Origin of the sequence: Mesorhizobium sp. M0870 (assembly GCF_040319775.1) — a bacterium.
Taxonomy (GTDB): Bacteria; Pseudomonadota; Alphaproteobacteria; order Rhizobiales; family Rhizobiaceae; genus Mesorhizobium.
In genome coordinates, this window is sequence record NZ_JAMYOI010000009.1 from 166,000 (window position 1) to 185,730 (window position 19,731).

The 19,731-nt window shown below is 64.3% G+C and carries 19 protein-coding genes; 10 read left to right on the forward strand and 9 right to left on the reverse strand.

From position 1 onward, the window contains the following. The first annotated feature begins 237 nt into the window (after positions 1-237). The 6 genes from NKH97_RS13655 (at position 238) to NKH97_RS13680 (ending at position 3,680) form a co-directional block, all read left to right on the forward strand. Positions 238-834, forward strand: coding sequence for an NADPH-dependent FMN reductase (locus NKH97_RS13655; RefSeq protein WP_023814188.1), 597 nt, complete (start codon positions 238-240; stop codon positions 832-834). Positions 835-845: 11 nt separating this feature from the next. Next, positions 846-1,559: an orotidine-5'-phosphate decarboxylase gene (gene pyrF, locus NKH97_RS13660; RefSeq protein ID WP_031213922.1), complete on the forward strand. Its 714-nt coding sequence runs from the start codon at positions 846-848 to the stop codon at positions 1,557-1,559. Between the two features lie 32 nt (positions 1,560-1,591). Beyond that, positions 1,592-1,879 carry a DUF1330 domain-containing protein gene (locus NKH97_RS13665; protein ID WP_023762651.1) on the forward strand — a complete coding sequence of 96 codons (288 nt, stop codon included), beginning with the start codon at positions 1,592-1,594 and terminating at the stop codon, positions 1,877-1,879. Positions 1,880-2,461: 582 nt separating this feature from the next. Continuing rightward, the gene (locus NKH97_RS13670; protein WP_056592605.1) at positions 2,462-2,782 is read left to right on the forward strand and encodes an ArsR/SmtB family transcription factor; all 321 of its coding nucleotides are present in this window, start codon (positions 2,462-2,464) and stop codon (positions 2,780-2,782) included. After that, positions 2,779-3,261, forward strand: coding sequence for an SRPBCC family protein (locus tag NKH97_RS13675; RefSeq protein ID WP_128305149.1), 483 nt, complete (start codon positions 2,779-2,781; stop codon positions 3,259-3,261). The genes NKH97_RS13670 and NKH97_RS13675 overlap by 4 nt, the downstream gene beginning before the upstream one ends. Before the next feature lie 2 nt (positions 3,262-3,263). Continuing rightward, on the forward strand, positions 3,264-3,680 hold the full coding sequence (locus tag NKH97_RS13680) for a GFA family protein (protein ID WP_128305150.1): 417 nt from the start codon (positions 3,264-3,266) through the stop codon (positions 3,678-3,680). A 36-nt stretch (positions 3,681-3,716) separates the two neighbouring features. On the opposite strand, the gene NKH97_RS13685 is transcribed toward NKH97_RS13680, so the two are convergent. The 6 genes from NKH97_RS13685 to NKH97_RS13710 form a co-directional block, all read right to left on the reverse strand. Then, positions 3,717-4,784 (reverse strand): D-alanine--D-alanine ligase family protein, encoded by a 1,068-nt coding sequence (locus NKH97_RS13685; RefSeq protein WP_352752021.1) that lies wholly within the window; start codon positions 4,782-4,784, stop codon positions 3,717-3,719. Between the two features lie 126 nt (positions 4,785-4,910). Then, positions 4,911-5,792 carry an SMP-30/gluconolactonase/LRE family protein gene (locus NKH97_RS13690; RefSeq protein WP_352720952.1) on the reverse strand — a complete coding sequence of 294 codons (882 nt, stop codon included), beginning with the start codon at positions 5,790-5,792 and terminating at the stop codon, positions 4,911-4,913. Continuing rightward, positions 5,789-6,430 (reverse strand): 2-dehydro-3-deoxy-6-phosphogalactonate aldolase, encoded by a 642-nt coding sequence (locus NKH97_RS13695; RefSeq protein WP_352752023.1) that lies wholly within the window; start codon positions 6,428-6,430, stop codon positions 5,789-5,791. The genes NKH97_RS13690 and NKH97_RS13695 overlap by 4 nt, the downstream gene beginning before the upstream one ends. Further along, on the reverse strand, positions 6,427-7,383 hold the full coding sequence (locus tag NKH97_RS13700; RefSeq protein ID WP_352752024.1) for a 2-dehydro-3-deoxygalactonokinase: 957 nt from the start codon (positions 7,381-7,383) through the stop codon (positions 6,427-6,429). Before NKH97_RS13700 ends, NKH97_RS13695 begins: the two co-directional genes overlap by 4 nt. Then, positions 7,380-8,147, reverse strand: a complete 768-nt coding sequence (locus tag NKH97_RS13705) for an SDR family NAD(P)-dependent oxidoreductase (RefSeq protein WP_352752026.1) — start codon at positions 8,145-8,147, stop codon at positions 7,380-7,382. Before NKH97_RS13705 ends, NKH97_RS13700 begins: the two co-directional genes overlap by 4 nt. Positions 8,148-8,312: 165 nt before the next feature. Then, on the reverse strand, positions 8,313-9,662 hold the full coding sequence (locus NKH97_RS13710; RefSeq protein WP_128305156.1) for a putative bifunctional diguanylate cyclase/phosphodiesterase: 1,350 nt from the start codon (positions 9,660-9,662) through the stop codon (positions 8,313-8,315). Positions 9,663-9,892: 230 nt separating this feature from the next. On the opposite strand from NKH97_RS13710, the gene gshB reads away from it, so the two are divergent. From gshB to NKH97_RS13730, 4 genes are all read left to right on the forward strand, one after another. Continuing rightward, entirely contained in the window at positions 9,893-10,837 is a 945-nt protein-coding gene (gene gshB, locus NKH97_RS13715) for a glutathione synthase (RefSeq protein ID WP_352442625.1), read from the forward strand. 235 nt (positions 10,838-11,072) lie between these two features. Further along, positions 11,073-11,663, forward strand: a complete 591-nt coding sequence (locus NKH97_RS13720; RefSeq protein ID WP_128305158.1) for an NAD(P)H-dependent oxidoreductase — start codon at positions 11,073-11,075, stop codon at positions 11,661-11,663. 243 nt (positions 11,664-11,906) lie between these two features. Then, a complete protein-coding gene (locus tag NKH97_RS13725) occupies positions 11,907-13,439 on the forward strand; it encodes a YifB family Mg chelatase-like AAA ATPase (protein ID WP_352797304.1) in 1,533 nt (510 codons plus the stop codon). Positions 13,440-13,715: 276 nt separating this feature from the next. Continuing rightward, complete coding sequence (locus NKH97_RS13730; RefSeq protein ID WP_352797307.1) at positions 13,716-14,255, forward strand: J domain-containing protein; 540 nt, start codon at positions 13,716-13,718, stop codon at positions 14,253-14,255. Between the two features lie 117 nt (positions 14,256-14,372). Here NKH97_RS13730 and NKH97_RS13735 read toward each other — a convergent pair whose 3' ends face one another. From NKH97_RS13735 to NKH97_RS13745, 3 genes are all read right to left on the reverse strand, one after another. Further along, entirely contained in the window at positions 14,373-16,541 is a 2,169-nt protein-coding gene (locus tag NKH97_RS13735; RefSeq protein WP_352797310.1) for a malate synthase G, read from the reverse strand. Positions 16,542-16,639: 98 nt separating this feature from the next. Further along, on the reverse strand, positions 16,640-18,682 hold the full coding sequence (locus NKH97_RS13740; RefSeq protein ID WP_352793429.1) for a hydantoinase/oxoprolinase N-terminal domain-containing protein: 2,043 nt from the start codon (positions 18,680-18,682) through the stop codon (positions 16,640-16,642). 309 nt (positions 18,683-18,991) lie between these two features. Beyond that, the gene (locus tag NKH97_RS13745; RefSeq protein ID WP_352797313.1) at positions 18,992-19,618 is read right to left on the reverse strand and encodes a CDGSH iron-sulfur domain-containing protein; all 627 of its coding nucleotides are present in this window, start codon (positions 19,616-19,618) and stop codon (positions 18,992-18,994) included. Between the last annotated feature and the right edge of the window lie 113 nt (positions 19,619-19,731).

The following is a 19,731-nucleotide window of genomic DNA, read 5'->3' on the forward strand; positions in this document are numbered from 1 at the left end:
CATCCACGGGCGGAGCAAGGAGCGCAGCGACGCAGCGCAGACCCGAGGATCCATGCCGCGACTTCCGAGCGCCGCTACGGCGCAGAATTCTGTTCCGCTGCACTCCTGGATAGCTGTCACGGAATGGATTCCAGGGTCTCCACGACGGAGCTTCGCTCCTGCTTCGCCCAAGGATGACGAAGTTGGCGTTGATTTGCTCGATCCTTGGCTGTACCTGTCCGGGAACAAGGGTGGCCAATGGCAGTGATCCCGAAAATCCTCGTCTTCGCCGGCTCGGTTCGCAGCGGCGCCTATAGCGGCAGGACCGCCGACGTGGCGCAGAAGGAACTCGCCATGCAGGGCGCCGAGGTGACCCGCATCTCGCTTGCCGACTACCCCCTGCCGATCATGGACGAGGATTTGGAAAAGGAAAAAGGCGTTCCTGAAAACGCCCAGAAACTTGGCCGTCTGGTGATCGCCCATGACGGGCTGCTGATCGCCACGCCCGAATATAATGGCTCCATTCCGCCGCTGCTCAAGAACACGATCGACTGGGTGAGCCGGGTGCGCAGGGATGGCGGCCGGCCGGTGAGGCCGCTGGCCGGCAAGGTCGCCGGCCTCTGTTCGTCCTCCAGCGGGCACTTTGCCGGCATCCGCTGCATCAACCATCTGCGCGCGGTGCTGGTGCGCTGCCAGATGGAGGTGGTGACGCCGGAATGCTCGGTGCCCGACGGCGGCGGCGCCTTCGACGAGGATGGAAACTTCCGTGACGAAAGACTGCACAAATCGATGGAGCACCTATGCCGCACCCTGATCGAAACCTCGCGCATGCTGTCCACCCGGATCGAGGCGTGATCGCAACGACGATGCAGGCACAATCCATACAGGCACGATCCATGCAGGAAAGACTGATAGTCGGCCTCGATGTCCCGACCGTGAGGGAGGCCGAGCAGGCGGTGCGCGAACTCGACGGCGTCGTCTCCTTCTACAAGATCGGCTACCAGCTTGCCTTCGCCGGCGGGCTCGATTTCGCCAGGGAACTGGCCAGCGGCGGCACCAAGGTTTTCCTCGACATGAAGCTGCTCGACATCGACCACACGGTGGCCAAGGGCGTCGAGAACATCGTCAAGATGGGCATGACCATGCTGACCATCCACGCCTACCCGAAGGCTATGCAGGCCGCCGTAGAGGCGGCCAGAGGCAGCGATCTTTGCCTGCTTGCGGTCAGCGTGCTGACCTCGATGGACGAGCAGGACATGATCGACGTCGGCTATGAGTACGACCCGCATACGCTGGTGCTGCGGCGCTCGGAACAGGCGCTGCATGCCGGCATGGGGGGCATCGTCTGCTCGGCCGCGGAAGCCGAAGCGGTGCGCCGCATCGTCGGCCCCGACATGGCGGTGGTGACGCCCGGCATCCGGCCGGCGGGCAGCGATCATGGCGACCAGAAGCGCGTGGTGACGCCGGGCCAGGCGATCCGCAACGGCGCCAGCCACCTCGTCGTCGGCAGGCCTATCATTGCTGCGGCCAACAAACGGGAAGCGGCCGAAGCCATCCTCGACGAGATGCGCTCGGCCTGAGATTTCCAAGAACAAGTTCGGAGACCAAGAAAATGCCCAAGGGATACTGGATCGCCCGTGTCGATGTGCGCGACGCGGAAGGCTACAAGGACTACGTCGCCGCCGCCAAGCCTGCCTTCGAGCGCTTCGGCGCGAAGTTTCTGGCGCGCGGCGGAGAGCATGAAAAGGCCGAAGGCCCCGGCCGGGCACGCAATGTCATCATAGAGTTCGAATCGCTCGCCGCCGCGCATGATTGCTACCATTCGCCGGAATACCAGCGCGCCGTCGCCATCCGTCAGAAGGTCGCCGACGGCGAGATCGTTCTGGTCGAGGGCGCCTAAAATCCGCCTCGAGCAGTTTTGACGAATCGCGGGTGTGACGGACGGCATACCTTGGCGATTGCCGCAAACGCCCAGCGCCTTCGTCATCCACGGGCGAAGCAAGGAGCGTAGCGACGCAGCGCAGACCCGAGCATCCATGCCGCGACTTCAAAGCGTTGCAGCGGTGTAGAATTCTGCTCCGCTGCATTCTTCGGCCAAGGTCGCGGCATGGATCCCAGAGTCTCCGCGACGGAGCTTCGCTCCTGCTTCGCCCTAGGATGACGAAGTTGGGAGGCTTCGGCCAATCTCGAACGCTTAGGATGGTCCACCAACGAACGATGAAATCTCGGCCGTCGATAGGCATCCTGTCAAATCCCTGCTGCAGCGCTAGTAGCAGGACTTCAGACGAAATCCTGCAGGTTTACGTCCGCAGTTTGGCGCCGCTAAGCAGGGCTCCGACATCAGGTACATGGCCGGGGCGGCCCATCGCGCAATCAACGTCCGAGTCCGAATAGCCGCATCCAGTCTTGCGATGCGGGGCGAACTGTAGGTTGACATGCAGGTATTTACCTGCATATTATGCCTTACAACAGAGTGAGGCAGATGGACGCCGACAAGGTTTTCAAAGCGCTGGGCGACCCGACACGCAGAAGGCTGCTTGACCTTCTGTGCGAGCAGAACGGGCAGACGCTCGGTCAGCTTTGCGAAAACCTGGACATGGCCAGGCAATCCGCCACCCAGCACCTCGATCTGCTGGAGGCGGCCAATCTGGTGAGCACGGTCAAGCGCGGCCGCGAAAAGCTGCATTTCATCAATCCCGTGCCCTTGCACGAAGTCTACGAGCGCTGGGTACGGAAATTCGAACGGCAGCGGCTCAGCCTGTTGCACGACCTGAAGCAAGAACTCGAAGGAGAAGACCAATGACCAGGGAAACGACCAGCTTTGTCTACGTGACCTATATCCGCTCGACGCCGCAGAAGGTGTTCGAGGCCATAATCAAGCCCGATGTCGCAAAGCGCTACTGGGGTCACGAGAACGTCTCCGAATGGACGCCGGGCTCGAAATGGGAGCATATCCGCGCCAATGACGAACGGACCGTCGAACTCGTCGGCAATGTCGTCGAGGTTTCGCCGCCGACCCGCCTCGTCATCACCTGGGCGAACGCTTCGCAGGCCGACGATCCGTCAAAAACGAGCCGGGTGACGTTCGCCATCGAGGAATACGACACCATGGTGCGGCTGACCGTCAGCCATGACGAACTCGAAGCCGGCAGCGGCATGGCGAAAGGCGTCAGCCAGGGCTGGCCGGCGGTGCTGTCGAGCATGAAATCCTTCCTCGAAACCGGCAGCGGCATCGACATTTTCGCCAAGCCGAAATCAGCCCTGATCGCCGCGGGAGAATAACGATGACCAAGCGCTATACCGGCGGCTGCGCATGCGGCGCGATCCGTTACGAAACCAATGACGAGCCGATCTTCCAGAACCACTGCCAGTGCAGCGATTGCCAGAAGCGCTCAGGCACCGGCCACGGATCCTACCTGACCTTCGGCCAGCGCACCGATATGGCAATTACCGGGGAGGTGAGCACCTGGCGCGTGGCGGGCGCCAGCGGCAATGAAAAAATCCACACCTTCTGTCCAACCTGCGGAACGCCGGTCTTTTTGATATCCGTCGCCATGCCGGAATTCATAGCGGTCCACGCGGCCAGCCTCGACGATCCGGAACAGTTCAGCCCGCAGATGGTGACCTACACGAGCCACGGCCATGCCTGGGACAAGATGGATCCGTCCTTGCAGGCGGCCGAGCGAATGCCTGGCGGGTAGCGTCTGCTGGTTAGCTCGCCGACACAAGGCGCACAGCTATCGGTCGACACCGGTCAGCCGGCTGGCCGCAGTTTCGGCCATGGCGCCGGCCAGATCGAGGCCCCATTGCTGGCGGCAATAGGCGCGAAAATCGAAGCAGGGCAGGCCGGGGCAAACCTCGAACTCGATGAGGTGGACGGTGTCGTCGGCCTCGACCCTGAGATCGATGGAAAACACATCGCGCAGGCCGAGCCCGCTCATCAGCCGCCCGGCGATCGCACGTATCGTGGCGTCGGCGGCCGGCTGGCTGTCGGCAACCGCAACGAGCTCCGGTTCGGCGTAATGTCCCTCCGCCTTCGCTGCCTCGCCGGTGTCGCCGTAGAGCGCCAGGCTGTCCGCCATGGTCTGGAAATCGGCGCCTGAATCGACAAAAGCCACGCCAAGCGCTTCGACCCCGGCGCCTGGCACCAGGCCGAGGAAACTGGCGCGCACGTTGCGGCCGGCGACATAGGGCTGGACGACGACATCGTCGCGATAGGCCGAAAAGACGCGCCGGCTGAGTTCCAAAGCGTGGGCGAGATCGCAACAGCGCGAATCCGGCCAGATGCCGATCTTGGCGCCGAGCCGGTTGGGCTTGACGAACCAGCCGGCGGGCGAGGCCGGCGGCTCGACCAGCCATTGGCCGTCGCGCGCAAGCCCGGCCTGCGGCACCGGCAGGCCGAGTGCGCCGAGCACGGCGCCGGAGCGGAACTTGTCCTGGCAGAGTGCGAACAGCGCATCATCTGCGCCGATCGTCTTGAAACCGCCCAATCGCGCCAGAGCGGGCGCCGCGCCGCCGCGAAAATAGGCGATGCCGTCGGTCAGCGTCCAGACCAGCGTTGTGCTGGGATGCTCGCCGGCGAGCACGCCGGTGGCCTCGTCCAGCGCCACCGGCGTGAACGACAGGCCGCGTGCCTGGCAGGCACGGCCAAGCACGTCGAATTCGGGGGCGAGGTCGGTCGACTGCGCCAGATAGGACGCGATTTCGCCGGCGCGCTGCGGTGCATGACCGTCGGCGACCAGACGGTCCAGGCAGGCCTTTTCCGGCTCATGGACGAGGATCAGTTTCGGCTTGCGGCTGGGCATGAGATGACGATCCCCGGCAGTAGGATCGCCTACCATCGCATGGTCAAGGCGTCAGGCTCTCGTGAAACCGACATGGCGCGGGCGGTTGCGTGACAACGCACCGTCCAACCGCAGAATCCAGTTCGCTCAGGCGATCAGCACGCGCGGCTCGAAGCGGCCGTTGACGGGAATATCGAGCAGAAAGGTCATGCCGCCCTGCAGATCCAGCAGACGCTGCTTCTCATCCTTGCCCGACCAGGCGGAAGTGACCGCCAGCCGGTCGGCCTTGGCGCCGACAAAGGCCGGGCAAGATGGCTGCGTCACCGGCATGGCGACCGTGCGGACGAGCTTGCCGTCGGGTCCGTAGGCTTCGATGACGCTGCCGCCCCAGACGGCGTTCCACAGGATGCCGTCGCGGTCGAGCACGGACCCGTCGATATAGCCCTTGGCCGAGCGGTGATCGACGAACAGCTTTGGCTCACCGGCAGGCAGGCCGGTCGCCGGGTCGCAGGCGACGCGCATCAGCAGCCCGGTCGAGGTGTCGGTGTAGTGGGCGATTGCGCCATCCTCGGTAAAACAGATCGAATTGGAGACGGTGATGTCCGAAAACAGCCGGCGCAGTTCGCCTCTGAAAAACCAGTAGATCGAACCCGCACCCTTTTCCTCGCCCTTGCCCATGGTGCCCATCCACAAGGCGCCGCAGGGGTGGACCCGGGAATCGTTGGAGCGCGTAACCGGATTGCCGGCCTCGACAGACGTGTGCAGCGTCAGTCTGCCGGTCGCGACATCGCGGACATAAAGGCCGGTTTCGGCGGCGATAAGCTGGCGCTTGTCATCGATGACGGCGATGGCGCTCGCCATCTGGCCAAGCTCATGGACGGTGGTCGCGCCGCCGGAAAGCCGCTTTTCCAGAAGCTGACCGTTGACGATGTCGAACCAGTAGAGCGTATCGGTGGCGGGATCGTAGCTCGGTCCCTCGCCGAGCTGGCAGACGTGATCGGAAAAAACCGTAACGATCGCTTCGCTCATCCTGCTTCTCCGAACGCCGCATCCCAGGCTGTCACCGCCGCCTCGGCCCGCGCGGCCACCTCGTCGACGCTCATGCCCGGCTTGAACAGGCTGGATCCCAGTCCAAAGGCGGTAACGCCGGCCGCCTTGTAGCCGGCAAAATCTTTTTCGGAGACGCCGCCGACGGCACCGACCAGCGTCTGCGCCGGCAACACAGCGCGCATCGCTGAAATGCCGCCGGCACCCAGCACGCTCGCCGGGAAGAATTTCAGGGCTGAGGCGCCGAGCTTGATCGCCAGCAAGGCTTCGGTCGGCGTGAACACGCCGGGCATCGTCACCATGCCGTAATGCATGGCGCGCGCCATGACCTCGGCATCGACGTTGGGACTGACCAGCAGCCGCCCTCCGGCCTGGTGCAAGCCATCGACATCGGCCGGCGTCAGCACCGTGCCGGCACCGACCAGTGCCGTTTTCGGCAGCACTTGGACGATGCGGGCGATCGACGAGAACGGTTGCGGTGAGTTCAGCGGCACTTCGATCGCCTCGATGCCGGCGTCGAACAGCGCCTGGCCCATGGCCATCGCCTCGGTGGGCTTGAGCCCGCGAAGGATGGCGACCAGCCCGCGCTTGAGTTTTGGAAACGGTGCGGTCTGGCTCATCGGGCTGCTCCAATTCTGGCGATCATGCCGTTCTCACGCGCCGCCTCGACGAGACCGGCACGCACCGCTTCGTCGGCGTCGACGGCCCGAACCTCGAGGCCGGCAAGGCCGAGTGCCTCGCCGTACAGCGTTCCCAGCGCGCCGGAGGCGACCAGTACGATGGGTTCGGCACCGGCGCCGTGCCGGCGGCTGGCGGAGGCGATCTCGCCGCCGATCAGAAGGCCGGACAGGCAGGCGGCGGCATCGTCGGCTTTCAAGTCCTGCAGCAGGCCGGCGGCGCGGATGGAAAACAGCCGCGAGGTGACATCGCCGCCTTCACCCAATGCGGTTTCGCACCAGCGGCGGAAGAACGGATTGTCCGATGTGACGGGCTTCGGATGTTCGCCGAGCGAATGGCGCAGGATCGAATGCGCGGCAAGCACGGAAAACAGCTCACCGGTCGGCCAGGTGCCGAAGCCGGCAACCGCGCCATCCTCTATCAGCACCCATTTCGAATGGGTACCGGGCATGCAGACCAGCTGGCGCCCCCTGGCCGGCAGGCCGGCGCCGGCGAGCTGGGTTTCCTCGCCGCGCATGACGTCGGGCGCATCGGTCAGCCGCTGGGCAAGACCCGGAACGATGCGGATGTCGCGGCTCTGGCCGGGCACGCTGGCGGCACCAGCAAGAATGGCGCTAAGCGGCGCCGGCACGGTGACATAGGGCGCTTCCAGCCAGCCCTGGCGGGATCCGGCCATGCCGCAGATGATGACGGGCAGCGCCGCTGGTGCTCCCATCGCCGCCAGGTGCCCTTCGAGGATGGTCGAAAAGCCCTTTTGCTGGGCGGTGATCAGGCCATCATCGCCACGGCGTTCGGCAAGCACCTTGCCTTGCCCGTCGATCAGCCAGACCCGCATGCGGGTCGTGCCCCAGTCGACGGCGGCAACCGCCGGTGCGCCGGCAAACCCTTGGCTCACAGGAAACCTCCATCGACGACCAGCATCTGCGCGGTCAGCATGCGCGAGGCGTCCGAAGCGAGGAACAGCACGGTGCCGACGATGTCGTCGGGCTGCATCACCTGTTTGATGCACTGCTTGGCAACATGGGCGGCAAGCCCCTGTTCGGTCACCCAGAGCTCCTTCTGCCGCTCGGTGATCACCCAGCCAGGCGCAATGGCGTTGACGCGGATGCCGTCGACACCGAGCTTGCCGGCCAGTCCCTTGGTCAGGCCGAGGATACCGGCCTTGGCGGCCGTGTAGGACGGCATGTCGGGGTGGTTGATCAGATAGGATGTCGAGGTGAAGTTGATGATCGAACCGCCGCCGGCCCGCTTCATGCCCGGCGCCACCGCTTGCGCGGTGAAGAAATGCGGCCGCAGATTGATGGCCTGGTTGTTGTCCCAGAACTCGACCGTCACATCCTCGACGGCGTGGCGTTCATCCCAGGCCGCATTGTTGACCAGGACGGTGACATCGCCATGCGCCTCGGCCGCCTTGGCCGCCGACGCCCGCAAGGCATCGACGTCGCGCAAATCGGTCTTGAGATAGAGCGGCCGGCGGCCGAATTCTTTCTCGATGCGATCGGCAAGGGCCGTGCTCGGACCGTCGGCGATGTCGATGAAGGCGACATTGGCGCCCTGGCGCACAAACCCCTCGGTCAGTGCAGCACCTATTCCGGAGCCGCCGCCGGTGATCAGCACCGAGGCTCCTTCGAGGTCGGCAAAATGCGCCGATGGCATCATCGTTCCTGTCTCCCAGCGTGATCGGCGCGCATCCTAGCCACGCAAGGCGCGCGGGCAAGGGCGAACCGCCGAATTTCAGGGCTTATGTCGGACAAAACGACAATACACCGCGCTGGACACCCGAGGTGAAGTCACCAGGGTCGCAAACCGCTTCGAGATCGCCGGTCAGATCGCCTTGGCGCGGAGGGCGCCGCGGAAGGAATCGCGGAGATAGCCGAGCGTGGCATCGGCATCGACCGGCTTGCCGAACAGATAGCCCTGCCCGCCGGCGCAGCCGAACTGGACGAGGCGATCGGCCTGCGCTTCCTGCTCGATGCCTTCGGCGACCACGTCCATGCCGAGCCCCTCGCACATTGCGAGAATGGCGCGGATGATGTGTTCGGACGGGCGGTCGTCGAGAATGGAAGAGACGAAGGCACGGTCGATCTTGAGCTTGTCGAAATGGAATTCGCGCAAGCGGCCGAGCGAAGACTGGCCTGTGCCGAAATCGTCGAGCGAGACGCGGATGCCGACGCGGCGCAGATCCTCGACGATCTGCGCCGCAGAGGCCGGGTCGTTCATCAGGCCGGTCTCGGTGATCTCGATCTCCAGCCGGCGCGGATCGAAGCCGGTGCGGTCGAGGATCGCCAGTATGTGCAGGCCGGTGTTCTGGTCGACGAGCTGCGATGGCGACAGGTTGAACGACAGGAACAGATCCTTCGGCCAGCTTCGGGCGGCCTCGGTCGCCTTGCGCAGCACCAGCTGCGACAACGGGCCGATGATGCCACGCTCCTCGGCGATGGGAATGAAGACGGTCGGCGGCACCGAGCCGAGGTCGCGATCTGTCCAGCGCGCCAGCGTCTCGAAGCCGATGGTGCGGCGCGTGTTGAGGTCGACGATGGGCTGGAAATGCGGCTCCACCTCGCCGGCCGAGACAGCCCGGCGCAGCGCCTGTTCGATGCGGGTGACGCGCTTGGCCGCTTCTTCCATCTCACGGGTGTAGACGACGACGCGGCCACGGCCGGAACGCTTGGCGTGATAGAGCGCCGTCTCGGCCTTGTTGATGAGGATCTCGGTGGTCTCGTCGCCCGAATAGAACAGCGAGCAGCCGACCGAGGCCGAAAGCCTGGCGGTGCGTTCGCCGACATCATAGGGCGCCGACAGGATCTCGATCAGCATGCGGGACTTTTCGGCCGCTGCATCCTCGCTGAACACCAGAGGATAGAGAAAGGCGAATTCGTCGGCACCGATGCGGCAGACCGTGGAATGGCCGTCCATCGAGGCGCGCAGCCGCATCGCGACCTGGATCAGGATGTCGTCGCCGGCCTTGTGGCCGAACAGATCGTTGATCGGCTTGAAGCCGTCGAGGTCGAGAATGCCGACGGTAAAGGGCGCGGGATCCTCGGCACGGTCGGCGATCAGGCGATCGACCTTGTCGAAGAAGCGGCGATGGTTGCCAAGCCCGGTCAACGGATCGGTGAATGCCAGATCCGTGCTCTCCCTGTTTGCCTGACCGGTGCCAAACGAAGTTTGCATCGGTGTCCCTGTTTTGTGACGTCGGAATTTATTTTCAGACTGGCAGCAAACCCTTTAGGAAACGTATCGCGAAATCGATTTTCCACGGGCAACCGCGACTGTTTCGAAGGATCGAGGAAAGCAGCGCATTCGGCTGTCGGGTGCCAATCCTAGGAATGTCGCGATTGGCAGACGGGCAGTGAGCCTGTACAGGCAAGACAGTCGTCCATCCGAGCCTCCGGAGACCCGCAATGAAGCTGAAAATCGCCGTCCAGATGGACCACATCTCCACCGTGTCGATCGCCGGTGACACCTCGTTCGCGCTGTCGCTGGAAGCGCAGCGGCGTGGCCATGAGCTGTTCCACTACACGCCGGATCGGCTGTCGTTGCGCGACGGCAAGGTGTTTGCCCGCATCGAGGAAATGCAGGTGCGCGACGAGAAGGGCAGCCACTATTCGCTGGGCGAGAAGGTGCGCACCGATCTGTCGGAGATGGATGTCGTGCTGCTGCGCCAGGATCCACCCTTCGACATGAACTACATCACCACCACGCACATCCTGGAGCGCATCCATCCGAAAACGCTCGTGGTCAACGACCCGGCCTGGGTGCGCAACAGCCCCGAAAAGATCTTCGTCACCGAATTTGCCGACCTGATGCCGGACACGCTGATCACCAAGGATCCACTCGAAGTTGCCGCCTTCCGCAAGGAGTTCGGCGACATCATCATCAAGCCGCTGTACGGCAATGGCGGCGCCGGTATCTTCCACATGCTGGAGGCCGACCGCAACCTTGCCTCGCTGCTGGAAATGTTCGGCCAGATGTTCCGCGAACCCTATATCGTGCAGCGCTATCTCAAGGACGTGCGCAAGGGCGACAAGCGCATCATCCTGATCGACGGCGAGCCGGTCGGCGCCATCAACCGGGTGCCGGCCGAACACGATTCCCGCTCCAACATGCATGTCGGCGGCCGCGCCGAAAAGACCGAACTGACGGAGCGCGAACGCGAGATCTGCGCCCGCATCGGGCCGTCGCTGAAAGAGCGCGGCTTCATCCTCGTCGGCATCGACGTCATCGGCGACTACATGACCGAGATCAACGTGACCTCGCCGACCGGCGTGCGTGAGGTCAAGCGTTTCGGCGGCGCCGACATCGCCAGCCTGTTCTGGGACGCGGTCGAGGACAAGCGGCGGACGTAACCGTTTTCACTTTGTCTTAACCATGTTCCGGTTTCTGCAACCGGCCACAACCCAGCCGCGACCGGCGCGGCTGCATATTCTTGTAATGTTCCTCATTTGATCGGGCGATTGCATAAGCCCGCTGCTGATCGACACCGGCGATGGGCTTTCCCTCCCCGCCACTGACCTTGCTGTTTCCACTTGGTTGCGCGACGGCTAATATGTGCGTGTAGTTCGAAGCCTGAAGGCCCGCGCCATGAAAATCAATGTCGTCTACGCGCATCCACTAGCCGACAGTTACCAGGCGGCGCTCCACAAACGGGTCGTTCAGACCCTCAAAGCCAGGGGTGACGAGGTCGTTGATTTCGATCTCCATCAGATGAAGTTCGATCCTGTGATGCATGCCGAAGAAAGACATGGCCACTTTGACCCTGCCCAGGCACCCAGCGACTTGCAGGTTTACATCGACGCGTTGAGATGGGCGGAGGCATGCGTTTTCTGCTTTCCGACATGGTGGTCAGGCATGCCCGCAATCTTGAAGGGTTATTTTGATCGAGTTTGGCGACCGGGGGTGGCTTACGAGTTGCCGGCAGACGGTGGCGTGATCAAGCCGGCGCTATTGAACATCCGGCGGATGGGCGTTGTTACCACATGCGGGTCGCCGTGGTGGTATACTGAACTGTACATGCAAAACCCGGGAAGAAAGGTGCTGCTGCGCGGTCTCAAGACTATGTGCGGCCGCAACGTGAGGCACCTCTACCTGACGAGATATTCCGTCGAAAACATCTCTGATGACCAGAGGGAAATGTTCGCCCGCAAGGTGGAGCGCCTGTTCGACAAATTCTAGCCATCTATGCTCGGGTATGTCATCTTTGATGCCAGCGAGCCTTTGACGGAGCGGGCGCTCAAGCTTCCGATCAAAGCCTAGCTTATGGACGGCGCTCCTTCCCGGCAGAATTCCTCACCGTGGTGAAGCTATATGTTCTCGTAATGTTCTTGCTTAACTCCGAAATCTGTGGTTGTCTTCTTTGACTTCGCTCACACCCTGATCGCCAGGGCATGGGCGAACTACTGTCCGGGGGTACAAAAAATGGTGGCGCGGGTTCGCACGGTCGCTTTCCAAGGCATCGAGGCCGTGCCGGTCGACGTGCAGGTGATGATCGCGCCCGGCAAGGTCAACATGCACATCGTCGGCCTGGGCGACAAGGCGGTGGCCGAAAGCCGCGAGCGGGTGCAGGCCGCACTGCATGCTTCCGGCCTGTCGATGCCGTCGAAGAAGGTGACTGTCAATCTGGCGCCGGCCGACCTGCCGAAGGAAGGCAGCCACTACGACCTGCCGATCGCACTCGGCCTAATGGCCGCGCTGGGCGCCATTCCGGGCGACATGCTGGCCGGCTATGTCGTGCTTGGAGAATTGTCGCTCGACGGCACGATTGCCGCGGTCGCCGGCTCCTTGCCGGCGGCGATCGCCGCCAATGCCGAGGGCAAGGGCCTGATCTGCCCGTTCGCATGCGGGCCGGAAGCGGCCTGGGCTGGAAAGGATATCGACATTCTGGCACCGCGCAGCCTGATTGCCATCGCCAATCATTTTCGTGGCACGCAGGTGCTGTCGCGCCCCGAGGCCGGTATGCACGCCGCGGCGCTGGATCTGCCTGACCTCGCCGACATCAAGGGCCAGGAGACCGCCAAGCGGGCGCTGGAGGTGGCGGCGGCCGGCGGTCATAATCTGCTTATGATCGGACCGCCTGGATCCGGCAAATCGATGCTGGCGCAGCGGCTGCCGTCGATCCTGCCGCCGCTGGCGCCGAAGGAATTGCTCGAAGTCTCGATGATCGCCTCGGTGGCGGGAGAGCTCGGCGAAGGCAAGCTGACCGACCGGCGGCCGTTCCGCGCCCCGCATCATTCGGCCTCGATGGCGGCGATGGTCGGCGGCGGCATCCGCGCGCGGCCGGGCGAGGTGTCGCTGGCCCATCACGGCGTGCTGTTCCTCGACGAGTTTCCCGAGTTCACGCCGCAGACGCTCGATGCGCTGCGCCAGCCGCTGGAGACCGGCGACTGCATGATCGCGCGGGCCAACCATCGCGTCACCTATCCGGCGCGTATCCAGCTGGTGGCGGCGATGAACCCGTGCCGCTGCGGCATGGCCGGCGAGCCGGGCTATCGCTGCCTGCGCGGCGAGCGTTGCCGCACCGACTATCAGGCGCGCATTTCGGGCCCGCTGCTCGATCGCATCGATCTCAGGATCGAAGTGCCGGCGGTCTCGGCCAGCGACTTGATCCGGCCCGACCGGGCGGAGAAAAGCGCCGATGTGGCGATGCGCGTGGCACGCGCCCGCACCATCCAGCGCGAACGCTTCGAGCGGCTCGGCGCCACCCGCGCCACCACCAACGCGCATTGCTCACCGTCGATCATCGAGGAAATCGCCATGCCTGACGTCGCCGGCCTGTCGCTGCTCAAGGACGCCAGCGAAAAGCTCGCCTTTTCGGCGCGGGCCTATCACCGTGTGCTGAAGGTGGCACGGACGCTTGCCGATCTCGACGCCAGCGAAACCGTCGGCCGAATCCATCTGGCCGAAGCGATCTCCTACCGCATGAGCTCGGAGCGGATGGCGCAGGCGGCGTAGGTCACTCGCCGCCCGACAAGCCGACCTCGCCACATTGCCTTCCGCGATCACGCCATAACACCGCCTCCGCGAATCGATCATCTCCACGGTGCGGCGGACCTGATTGTCCGCTTGGCCGGCGCCCTCACCACCCAACGGCCCCACCGACCGGACGCCGGCCATTTTCTTCCTCTTCCAGAAAGCGTGGATGTCATCGGCGTCGGACCAAGGTCTTGGCCTCCGCATTGACATTCCTTATTTAGACAATGCGAATATGGTGTGGTCGGGGAGCCCGCTATGTTCATTGACTACTACGAAGTTTTGGAAGTTAGCCCGAACGCCAATTCGGAAACGTTGGAGCGCATATTTCGCTATTTTGCGATGCGCTATCATCCAGACAATCGCGAAACCGGCGATGAAGCCCGTTTCAGTGAAATCGTGGAAGCCCACAATACGCTCAAGGATCCGGTCAAACGCGCACAATACGACATCGCGTACAGAGACCATGCCGGCCTTCGCCACGAGCTGGCCGAGGAAGCCAGCAGCACCAAAGGCATCGAGCGGGATGTCGTGATCCAGGCCAGGCTGCTGTCGCTGCTTTACGCGAAGCGCCGGCACGACGTCAGCAATCCCGGGATCGGAGATGTGGAGCTCGAACGCTTGTCAGGCTGTCCGCGAGAGCATCTCGAATTTCATCTCTGGTATTTGAAAGCGAAGGGCTGGATAGCAAGAGTGGAAAACGGGACGATCGCGATTACGGTGGAAGGCGTCGATCGGGTCAACTCCGAACACCGTCGCGATCCCACCATCCGGCTCCTGGACCATACGGCTTCCTGACGCCTTGTCTGTGGCCGGAAGCAAATAGCATCCGCCGCACCAGTCGCGGACGCGCCTTCAACGCCGCTGGCGATTTCACCACCGTCGAGCGAAATACGACAAAACCGATCCGTTGCCTCAGGCTTGCTGCGCCTTCAGTTCCAGCCGCCGCGCGTGCAGCACCGGCTCGGTGTAGCCGTTGGGCTGGACGCGGCCCTTGAAGACCAGGTCACAAGCGGCCTGGAAGGCGATCGACTTGGTGAAATCGGCGGCCATGGGCTGGTAGAGTGGGTCGCCCGCGTTCTGGCGGTCGACGATGTCAGCCATGCGCTTCATCGTCGCCATCACCTGGTCCTCGCTGCACACGCCGTGGTGCAGCCAATTGGCGATGTGCTGTGAGGAAATACGCAGCGTGGCGCGGTCTTCCATCAGGCCGACATCGTTGATGTCAGGCACTTTCGAGCACCCGACGCCCTGGTCGATCCAGCGCACGACATAGCCAAGAATGCCCTGCGCGTTGTTGTCGAGTTCCTTCTGGATGTCTTCGGGCGACCAGTTCGGCCGCACCGCAACGGGCACCGACAGGATGTCGTCGAGCCTGGCCTTCGGCCGGTTCTTCAGCGCCGCCTGCACGGCGTGGACATCGACCTTGTGATAGTGCGTGGCATGCAGCGTCGCCGCCGTCGGCGACGGCACCCAGGCGGTGTTGGCACCGGCCTTGGGGTGGGCGATCTTCTCGGCCAGCATCGCCGCCATCAAATCCGGCATCGCCCACATGCCCTTACCGATCTGGGCGTGGCCGGCCAAGCCGCATTCCAGCCCGGTGTCGACATTCCACGCCTCGTAAGCGGAAATCCAGGCGGCCTGCTTCATGTCGCCCTTGCGGATCATCGGGCCGGCTTCCATCGAGGTGTGTATCTCGTCGCCGGTGCGGTCGAGGAAGCCGGTGTTGATGAACACGACGCGCTCTTTTGCGGCGCGGATCGCCTCCTTGAGGTTGACGGTGGTGCGCCGCTCCTCGTCCATGATGCCCATCTTGATGGTATTCCTGGCCATACCGAGCAGGGCCTCGACGCGGTCGAATATCTCGACGGCGAAAGCGACCTCCTCCGGCCCATGCATCTTGGGCTTCACGACATACATCGAGCCGGCGCGGGAATTGGCGCGGCGGCCGTTCGGCCCTACATCGTGCAGCGCGATCAGCGCCGTCATCGCCGCATCCATGATGCCTTCCGGAACCTCGTTGCCGTCGCGATCCAGTATCGCCGGGTTGGTCATGAGGTGGCCGACATTCCTGACCAGCATCAGCGAGCGGCCGGGCACGGTCAGCGTGCCGCCGGCGGGCGCGGTGTAGGAGCGGTCAGGATTGAGCTTGCGGACAAAACTCTTGCCGCCCTTGGTGATCTCTTCCGTCAGATCGCCCTTCATCAGGCCGAGCCAGTTGCGGTAGACGACGACCTTGTCTGGCGCATCCACCGCCGCGACCGAATCCTCGCAGTCTTGGATGGTGGTCAGCGCCGATTCCAGGATGACATCGGCGATGCCAGCCGGATCGGTGCGGCCGATCTGGTTGTTGCGGTCGATCACGATCTCGATGTGCAGGCCGTTGCGCACAAGCAGCACGGTATCGGGATTGGCGGCATCGCCACGATAGCCGACGAATTGCCTGGGGTCGGCCAGCGTCGTCGAGCCGGCGCCGGCGCTTAGCCGCAGGGCGCCTTGCGCCAATGACAGACCGTTGACCCCGGCCCATTTGCCCGAGGTGAGCGGGGCAGCCTCGTCGAGGAAGGTCTTCGTCCAGGCAACGACCTTGGCGCCGCGCGCCGGATTGAAGGCTTTGCCCTTTTCGGCGCCATCCGTTTCGGGGATGGCATCGGTGCCGTAGAGCGCATCGTAGAGCGAACCCCAGCGCGCATTGGCGGCGTTGAGCGCATAGCGCGCATTCATCACCGGCACGACCAGCTGCGGTCCGGCAACATCAGCGATTTCGGGGTCGACATTGTCGGTCGACACGCTGAAGGGCGGGCCCTCCAGAACGATATAGCCGATCTCTTTCAGGAAGCCCTTGTAGGCCTCCATGTCGACCGGCGCGCCGTGATCGCGATACCAGCCATCTACCTGTTCCTGGATGGCGTCACGCGCTGCCAGCAGCGCCCGGTTCTTCGGCGCCAAATCATGGATGATGGCCGAAAAACCGTTCCAGAAGGCGTCCGCTTCGATCTCCGTGCCCGGCAGCGCTTCCCTGGCCACGAACTCATGCAGCTCGCGGGCAATCCGCAATCCGGCGATCTCGATGCGGTCGGTCATCAGGCTACTCCAGATGAAAGGCTTTGCGGGCCTTTGGCATGTCAGGTTTGCCGGGTCAATTCAGCTTAGGGTGAAGGTGGCGTATTTCGCCGCCCCGCTCAAACCGCAATGCGCGGCCTTCCCGAGGCCACGGCCACGACATGCGCCTCGATGAACATGCGCTGGGCTTCGACGGTCGAGACCCGGAATTCGGTGGCGACGTCGATCTCGGCGCTGTCGGTGCCGGCATCCCTGGCGCGCTCCGCGACGATGGCGCGGACATCGGCCTCGGCCGCCGCGATCGCCGTCGCCTCGTCGAGGAAATCGCGCACGGTCTCGCCCGAGGCGAGACGAAACAGCCCTTCCATGGGCTGGCTGACCCGCGCCTCGGCCGATACCCTGACCTGGCCGACGACGGCGCCGAGCGCGTTGGCGACATCGGTATCCCTGGGCACCACGCAGTCATTGCCGATCAGCGGCGGCAGCCCGGCATAGTGCAGCGGCGCCGAGGCGCCGAGGCCGATGACCGGGCGGTCGAGCGCAACGCTCAGGCGGGCGATGCCGGGATGCGCGTCGACCGCGCGCTGCACCAGGGCGTGCGCCACCGTCGACGCGCCATCGAGCCCATCCTCGGCAAAGGCGGTCTCGAGGATATATTCGGCCGACCAGCGCGTCAGCGTCACCAGCACCCGTTCCGAAATCGCTTCCGGCGAAGCGGCGATGTTCTGGCCACGGCCGTCACGCTTGCGGGCGAACAGTTCGGCGCCGAGGCGCGCGGCGATGGGATCCCAGTTCGCCTGCTTGCCCAGCACATGGGCGGCGTCCGACGGGGTGAAGCCGGCGACATGCACCAGCCCGCGCGACACCAGCCGGTTCAGCGTCGCGTTCTGCGCGTTGGAACTCAAAAGCCTGTCGACGGCGAGCGGCACGGCACCGATCAGCTCGTAGAGCCTGGCTTCGGCGCCGGTCAGGCCGGCGGCGAGCCGGTCCGGCACGCCGGTGCGCACCGCGAAGCGGCCGTCCATGCGGCCGGGATTGGGCGCCCGCAGCTGGCGTTCGAGTTCGGAGGTGACAGCTGTACCGTGCGCCATGCCGGCCAGCGCCAACGGCACCAGGCGGCGCGGCCCGAGCAGGATCTTCGGGTTGAGCGCGCCATCTTCCAGCGCCACTTCGGAATCGCCGCCGAGGCCGAAGGTGCGCATGGCGACGGCCTCGACCATGGTGCGGAAGCCGCCGACGGTGGCGCCTTCCGGGTCGAGCCTGGGACGGCCGCCATCGAGCACGGCGACGTCGGTGGTGGTGCCGCCGATATCGGACACCATGGCATTGTCGAGCCCGGTCATGTGGCGGGCGCCGACCAGGCTGGCGGCCGGGCCGGACAGGATGGTCTCGATCGGCCGCTGGCGGGCAAACGCTGCCGAAACCAGCGCACCGTCGCCGCGCACCACCATCAGCGGGGCTGCAATGTTGCGCGCCTGGAGAAAGCCTTCGGTTGCCGCCACCAGCCGGTCGATCATTGAGATCAGCCTGGCGTTGAGCAGAGTGGTGAGTGCCCGGCGCGGGCCGCCGAGCTTGGCCGACAGCTCGTGGCTCGATGTGACCGGCAGGCCTGTCTTTTCGCGGATCAACTCGCGGGCGGCGATCTCATGCGCCGGATTGCGGGTGGCAAAATAGGCGCAGACGGCAAAGCCGGACACCGAGGCGCCGAGTTCCGGCAACGCCGCCTCCAGTCCAGACAGATCGAGCTTGGCGGCATTGCCGTGCACATCGTGGCCGCCCGGACAAAAAACCACCGGATCGGTGCCGAGCGCGGCCTTCAGCCCGTCGCGGGCGAGGTCGCCCTCGGAAAAGCCGATCATCACCAGCGCGACGCGGCCGCCCTGGCCCTCGACAAGCGCGTTGGTGGCAAGCGTCGTCGACATCGACACCAGCTTGATATCAGCCGGATCGGTTCCCGCTTTCTGCAGCACCGCGTCGACGGCGCCGGAAATACCCACGGCAAGATCATGCCTGGTGGTCAGCGCCTTGGCCTTGGCCAGCACCTTGCCTTTGTTCGGCCCCTCTTGCGGGCCTTCCGTCTCAGACCACAACACGGCGTCGGTATAGGTGCCGCCGGTGTCGATCCCGAGGAACAGCGGCTTTGGCTTGGTCTTGGCTGTCATCTTTTTGGCGGCGGTCCGGGTGGCAATTTATTTGTCCCTGCCCTTAGCCGATACGGAACGGACGATAAAGCCGCGAGCGCTGGGCCACGGTAGGTAGGTTGGTGGTGGTGAACAAGCGAGGTCGGCGGGACAGCACCCCCCTCTGCCCTGCCAGGCATCTCCCCCGCAAGGGGGGAGATCGGATGTCATCCCCGCTTTCGCCATCTTCAATGCCGAAAAGGGCGCCGCCGGCGGAAACTGCCAATCTCCCCCCTTGCGGGGGAGATGTCCGGCAGGACAGAGGGGGTGCTGTCCCGCCGGCCAAAACAGCTACCCCACAAACCCCACCTTCTTGTGCGTACCATCGCAGAACGGCTTGTTGGCGGAATGGCCGCAGCGGCAGAGGAAGGCGCGTTGGGTACGGTCGACCGTATGGCCGGTTCCGGTGACGATCTCGAGATTGCCCTCGAGCTTGAGCGGGCCATTGGTGGTCGGCGTCACTTTCAGCGGACCATTCCTCGCTTCGAGCGCCGGCGTGTCCTTCAGCGGCGGCTCGCCGGTGGCGGCAAAACCGGACTTGTTGTGGCTGCCGTCGCAAAACGGCTTGTTTTCCGAAGCGCCGCAGCGGCAAAGCGTGGCACGATAAGAAGTCTCGCCGTCGAGCACGATCTCGGCGTGTACCGCCAGCGGGCCGTTTTCCCGCAGCCGCACCGTGTTGACCACCGGCGATTGCTCCTGCGGCCCGCCATCCTTCCGGACATAGGTGATGGCGCCCGAGGGGCAGCTTTCGGCGATGGCAACGATCTTCTCGACGCTGGCCGCCTCGGGATGGATCCATTGGCCCGGCGCGTTGGGCACGAAGACGTGCGGATCGCCGAGCACGCAGTTGCGCGAATGGATGCAACGCTTGCCGGAAAACCCGATGTCGATCTTGTCGCTTTCGACCATGCCGGCCATAGCTGAGCTCCTTTTGCCTGAAGCGCGTCGCGTCTGAACAGGTCGAGGCGTCGCGCGCTGGGTATTTGCACAGGCTATGGCTTCCGGTCCGAAGACCGTCAAGCTGGCAAACC

Excerpts from the sequence above, each read along its gene's own strand:
- NKH97_RS13685 (WP_352752021.1), bottom strand. The coding sequence starts at position 4,784 with ATGCCCAGCCGCAAGCCGAAACTGATCCTCGTCCATGAGCCGGAAAAG.
- NKH97_RS13735 (WP_352797310.1), bottom strand. The coding sequence starts at position 16,541 with ATGACCGACCGCATCGAGATCGCCGGATTGCGGATTGCCCGCGAGCTG.
- NKH97_RS13705 (WP_352752026.1), bottom strand. The coding sequence starts at position 8,147 with ATGATGCCATCGGCGCATTTTGCCGACCTCGAAGGAGCCTCGGTGCTG.
- pyrF (WP_031213922.1), top strand. The coding sequence starts at position 846 with ATGCAGGCACAATCCATACAGGCACGATCCATGCAGGAAAGACTGATA.
- NKH97_RS13720 (WP_128305158.1), top strand. The coding sequence starts at position 11,073 with ATGAAAATCAATGTCGTCTACGCGCATCCACTAGCCGACAGTTACCAG.
- NKH97_RS13655 (WP_023814188.1), top strand. The coding sequence starts at position 238 with ATGGCAGTGATCCCGAAAATCCTCGTCTTCGCCGGCTCGGTTCGCAGC.
- NKH97_RS13690 (WP_352720952.1), bottom strand. The coding sequence starts at position 5,792 with ATGAGCGAAGCGATCGTTACGGTTTTTTCCGATCACGTCTGCCAGCTC.
- NKH97_RS13675 (WP_128305149.1), top strand. The coding sequence starts at position 2,779 with ATGACCAGGGAAACGACCAGCTTTGTCTACGTGACCTATATCCGCTCG.
- NKH97_RS13730 (WP_352797307.1), top strand. The coding sequence starts at position 13,716 with ATGTTCATTGACTACTACGAAGTTTTGGAAGTTAGCCCGAACGCCAAT.
- NKH97_RS13745 (WP_352797313.1), bottom strand. The coding sequence starts at position 19,618 with ATGGCCGGCATGGTCGAAAGCGACAAGATCGACATCGGGTTTTCCGGC.
- NKH97_RS13740 (WP_352793429.1), bottom strand. The coding sequence starts at position 18,682 with ATGACAGCCAAGACCAAGCCAAAGCCGCTGTTCCTCGGGATCGACACC.
- NKH97_RS13680 (WP_128305150.1), top strand. The coding sequence starts at position 3,264 with ATGACCAAGCGCTATACCGGCGGCTGCGCATGCGGCGCGATCCGTTAC.
- NKH97_RS13725 (WP_352797304.1), top strand. The coding sequence starts at position 11,907 with ATGGTGGCGCGGGTTCGCACGGTCGCTTTCCAAGGCATCGAGGCCGTG.
- NKH97_RS13710 (WP_128305156.1), bottom strand. The coding sequence starts at position 9,662 with ATGCAAACTTCGTTTGGCACCGGTCAGGCAAACAGGGAGAGCACGGAT.
- NKH97_RS13695 (WP_352752023.1), bottom strand. The coding sequence starts at position 6,430 with ATGAGCCAGACCGCACCGTTTCCAAAACTCAAGCGCGGGCTGGTCGCC.
- gshB (WP_352442625.1), top strand. The coding sequence starts at position 9,893 with ATGAAGCTGAAAATCGCCGTCCAGATGGACCACATCTCCACCGTGTCG.
- NKH97_RS13670 (WP_056592605.1), top strand. The coding sequence starts at position 2,462 with ATGGACGCCGACAAGGTTTTCAAAGCGCTGGGCGACCCGACACGCAGA.
- NKH97_RS13665 (WP_023762651.1), top strand. The coding sequence starts at position 1,592 with ATGCCCAAGGGATACTGGATCGCCCGTGTCGATGTGCGCGACGCGGAA.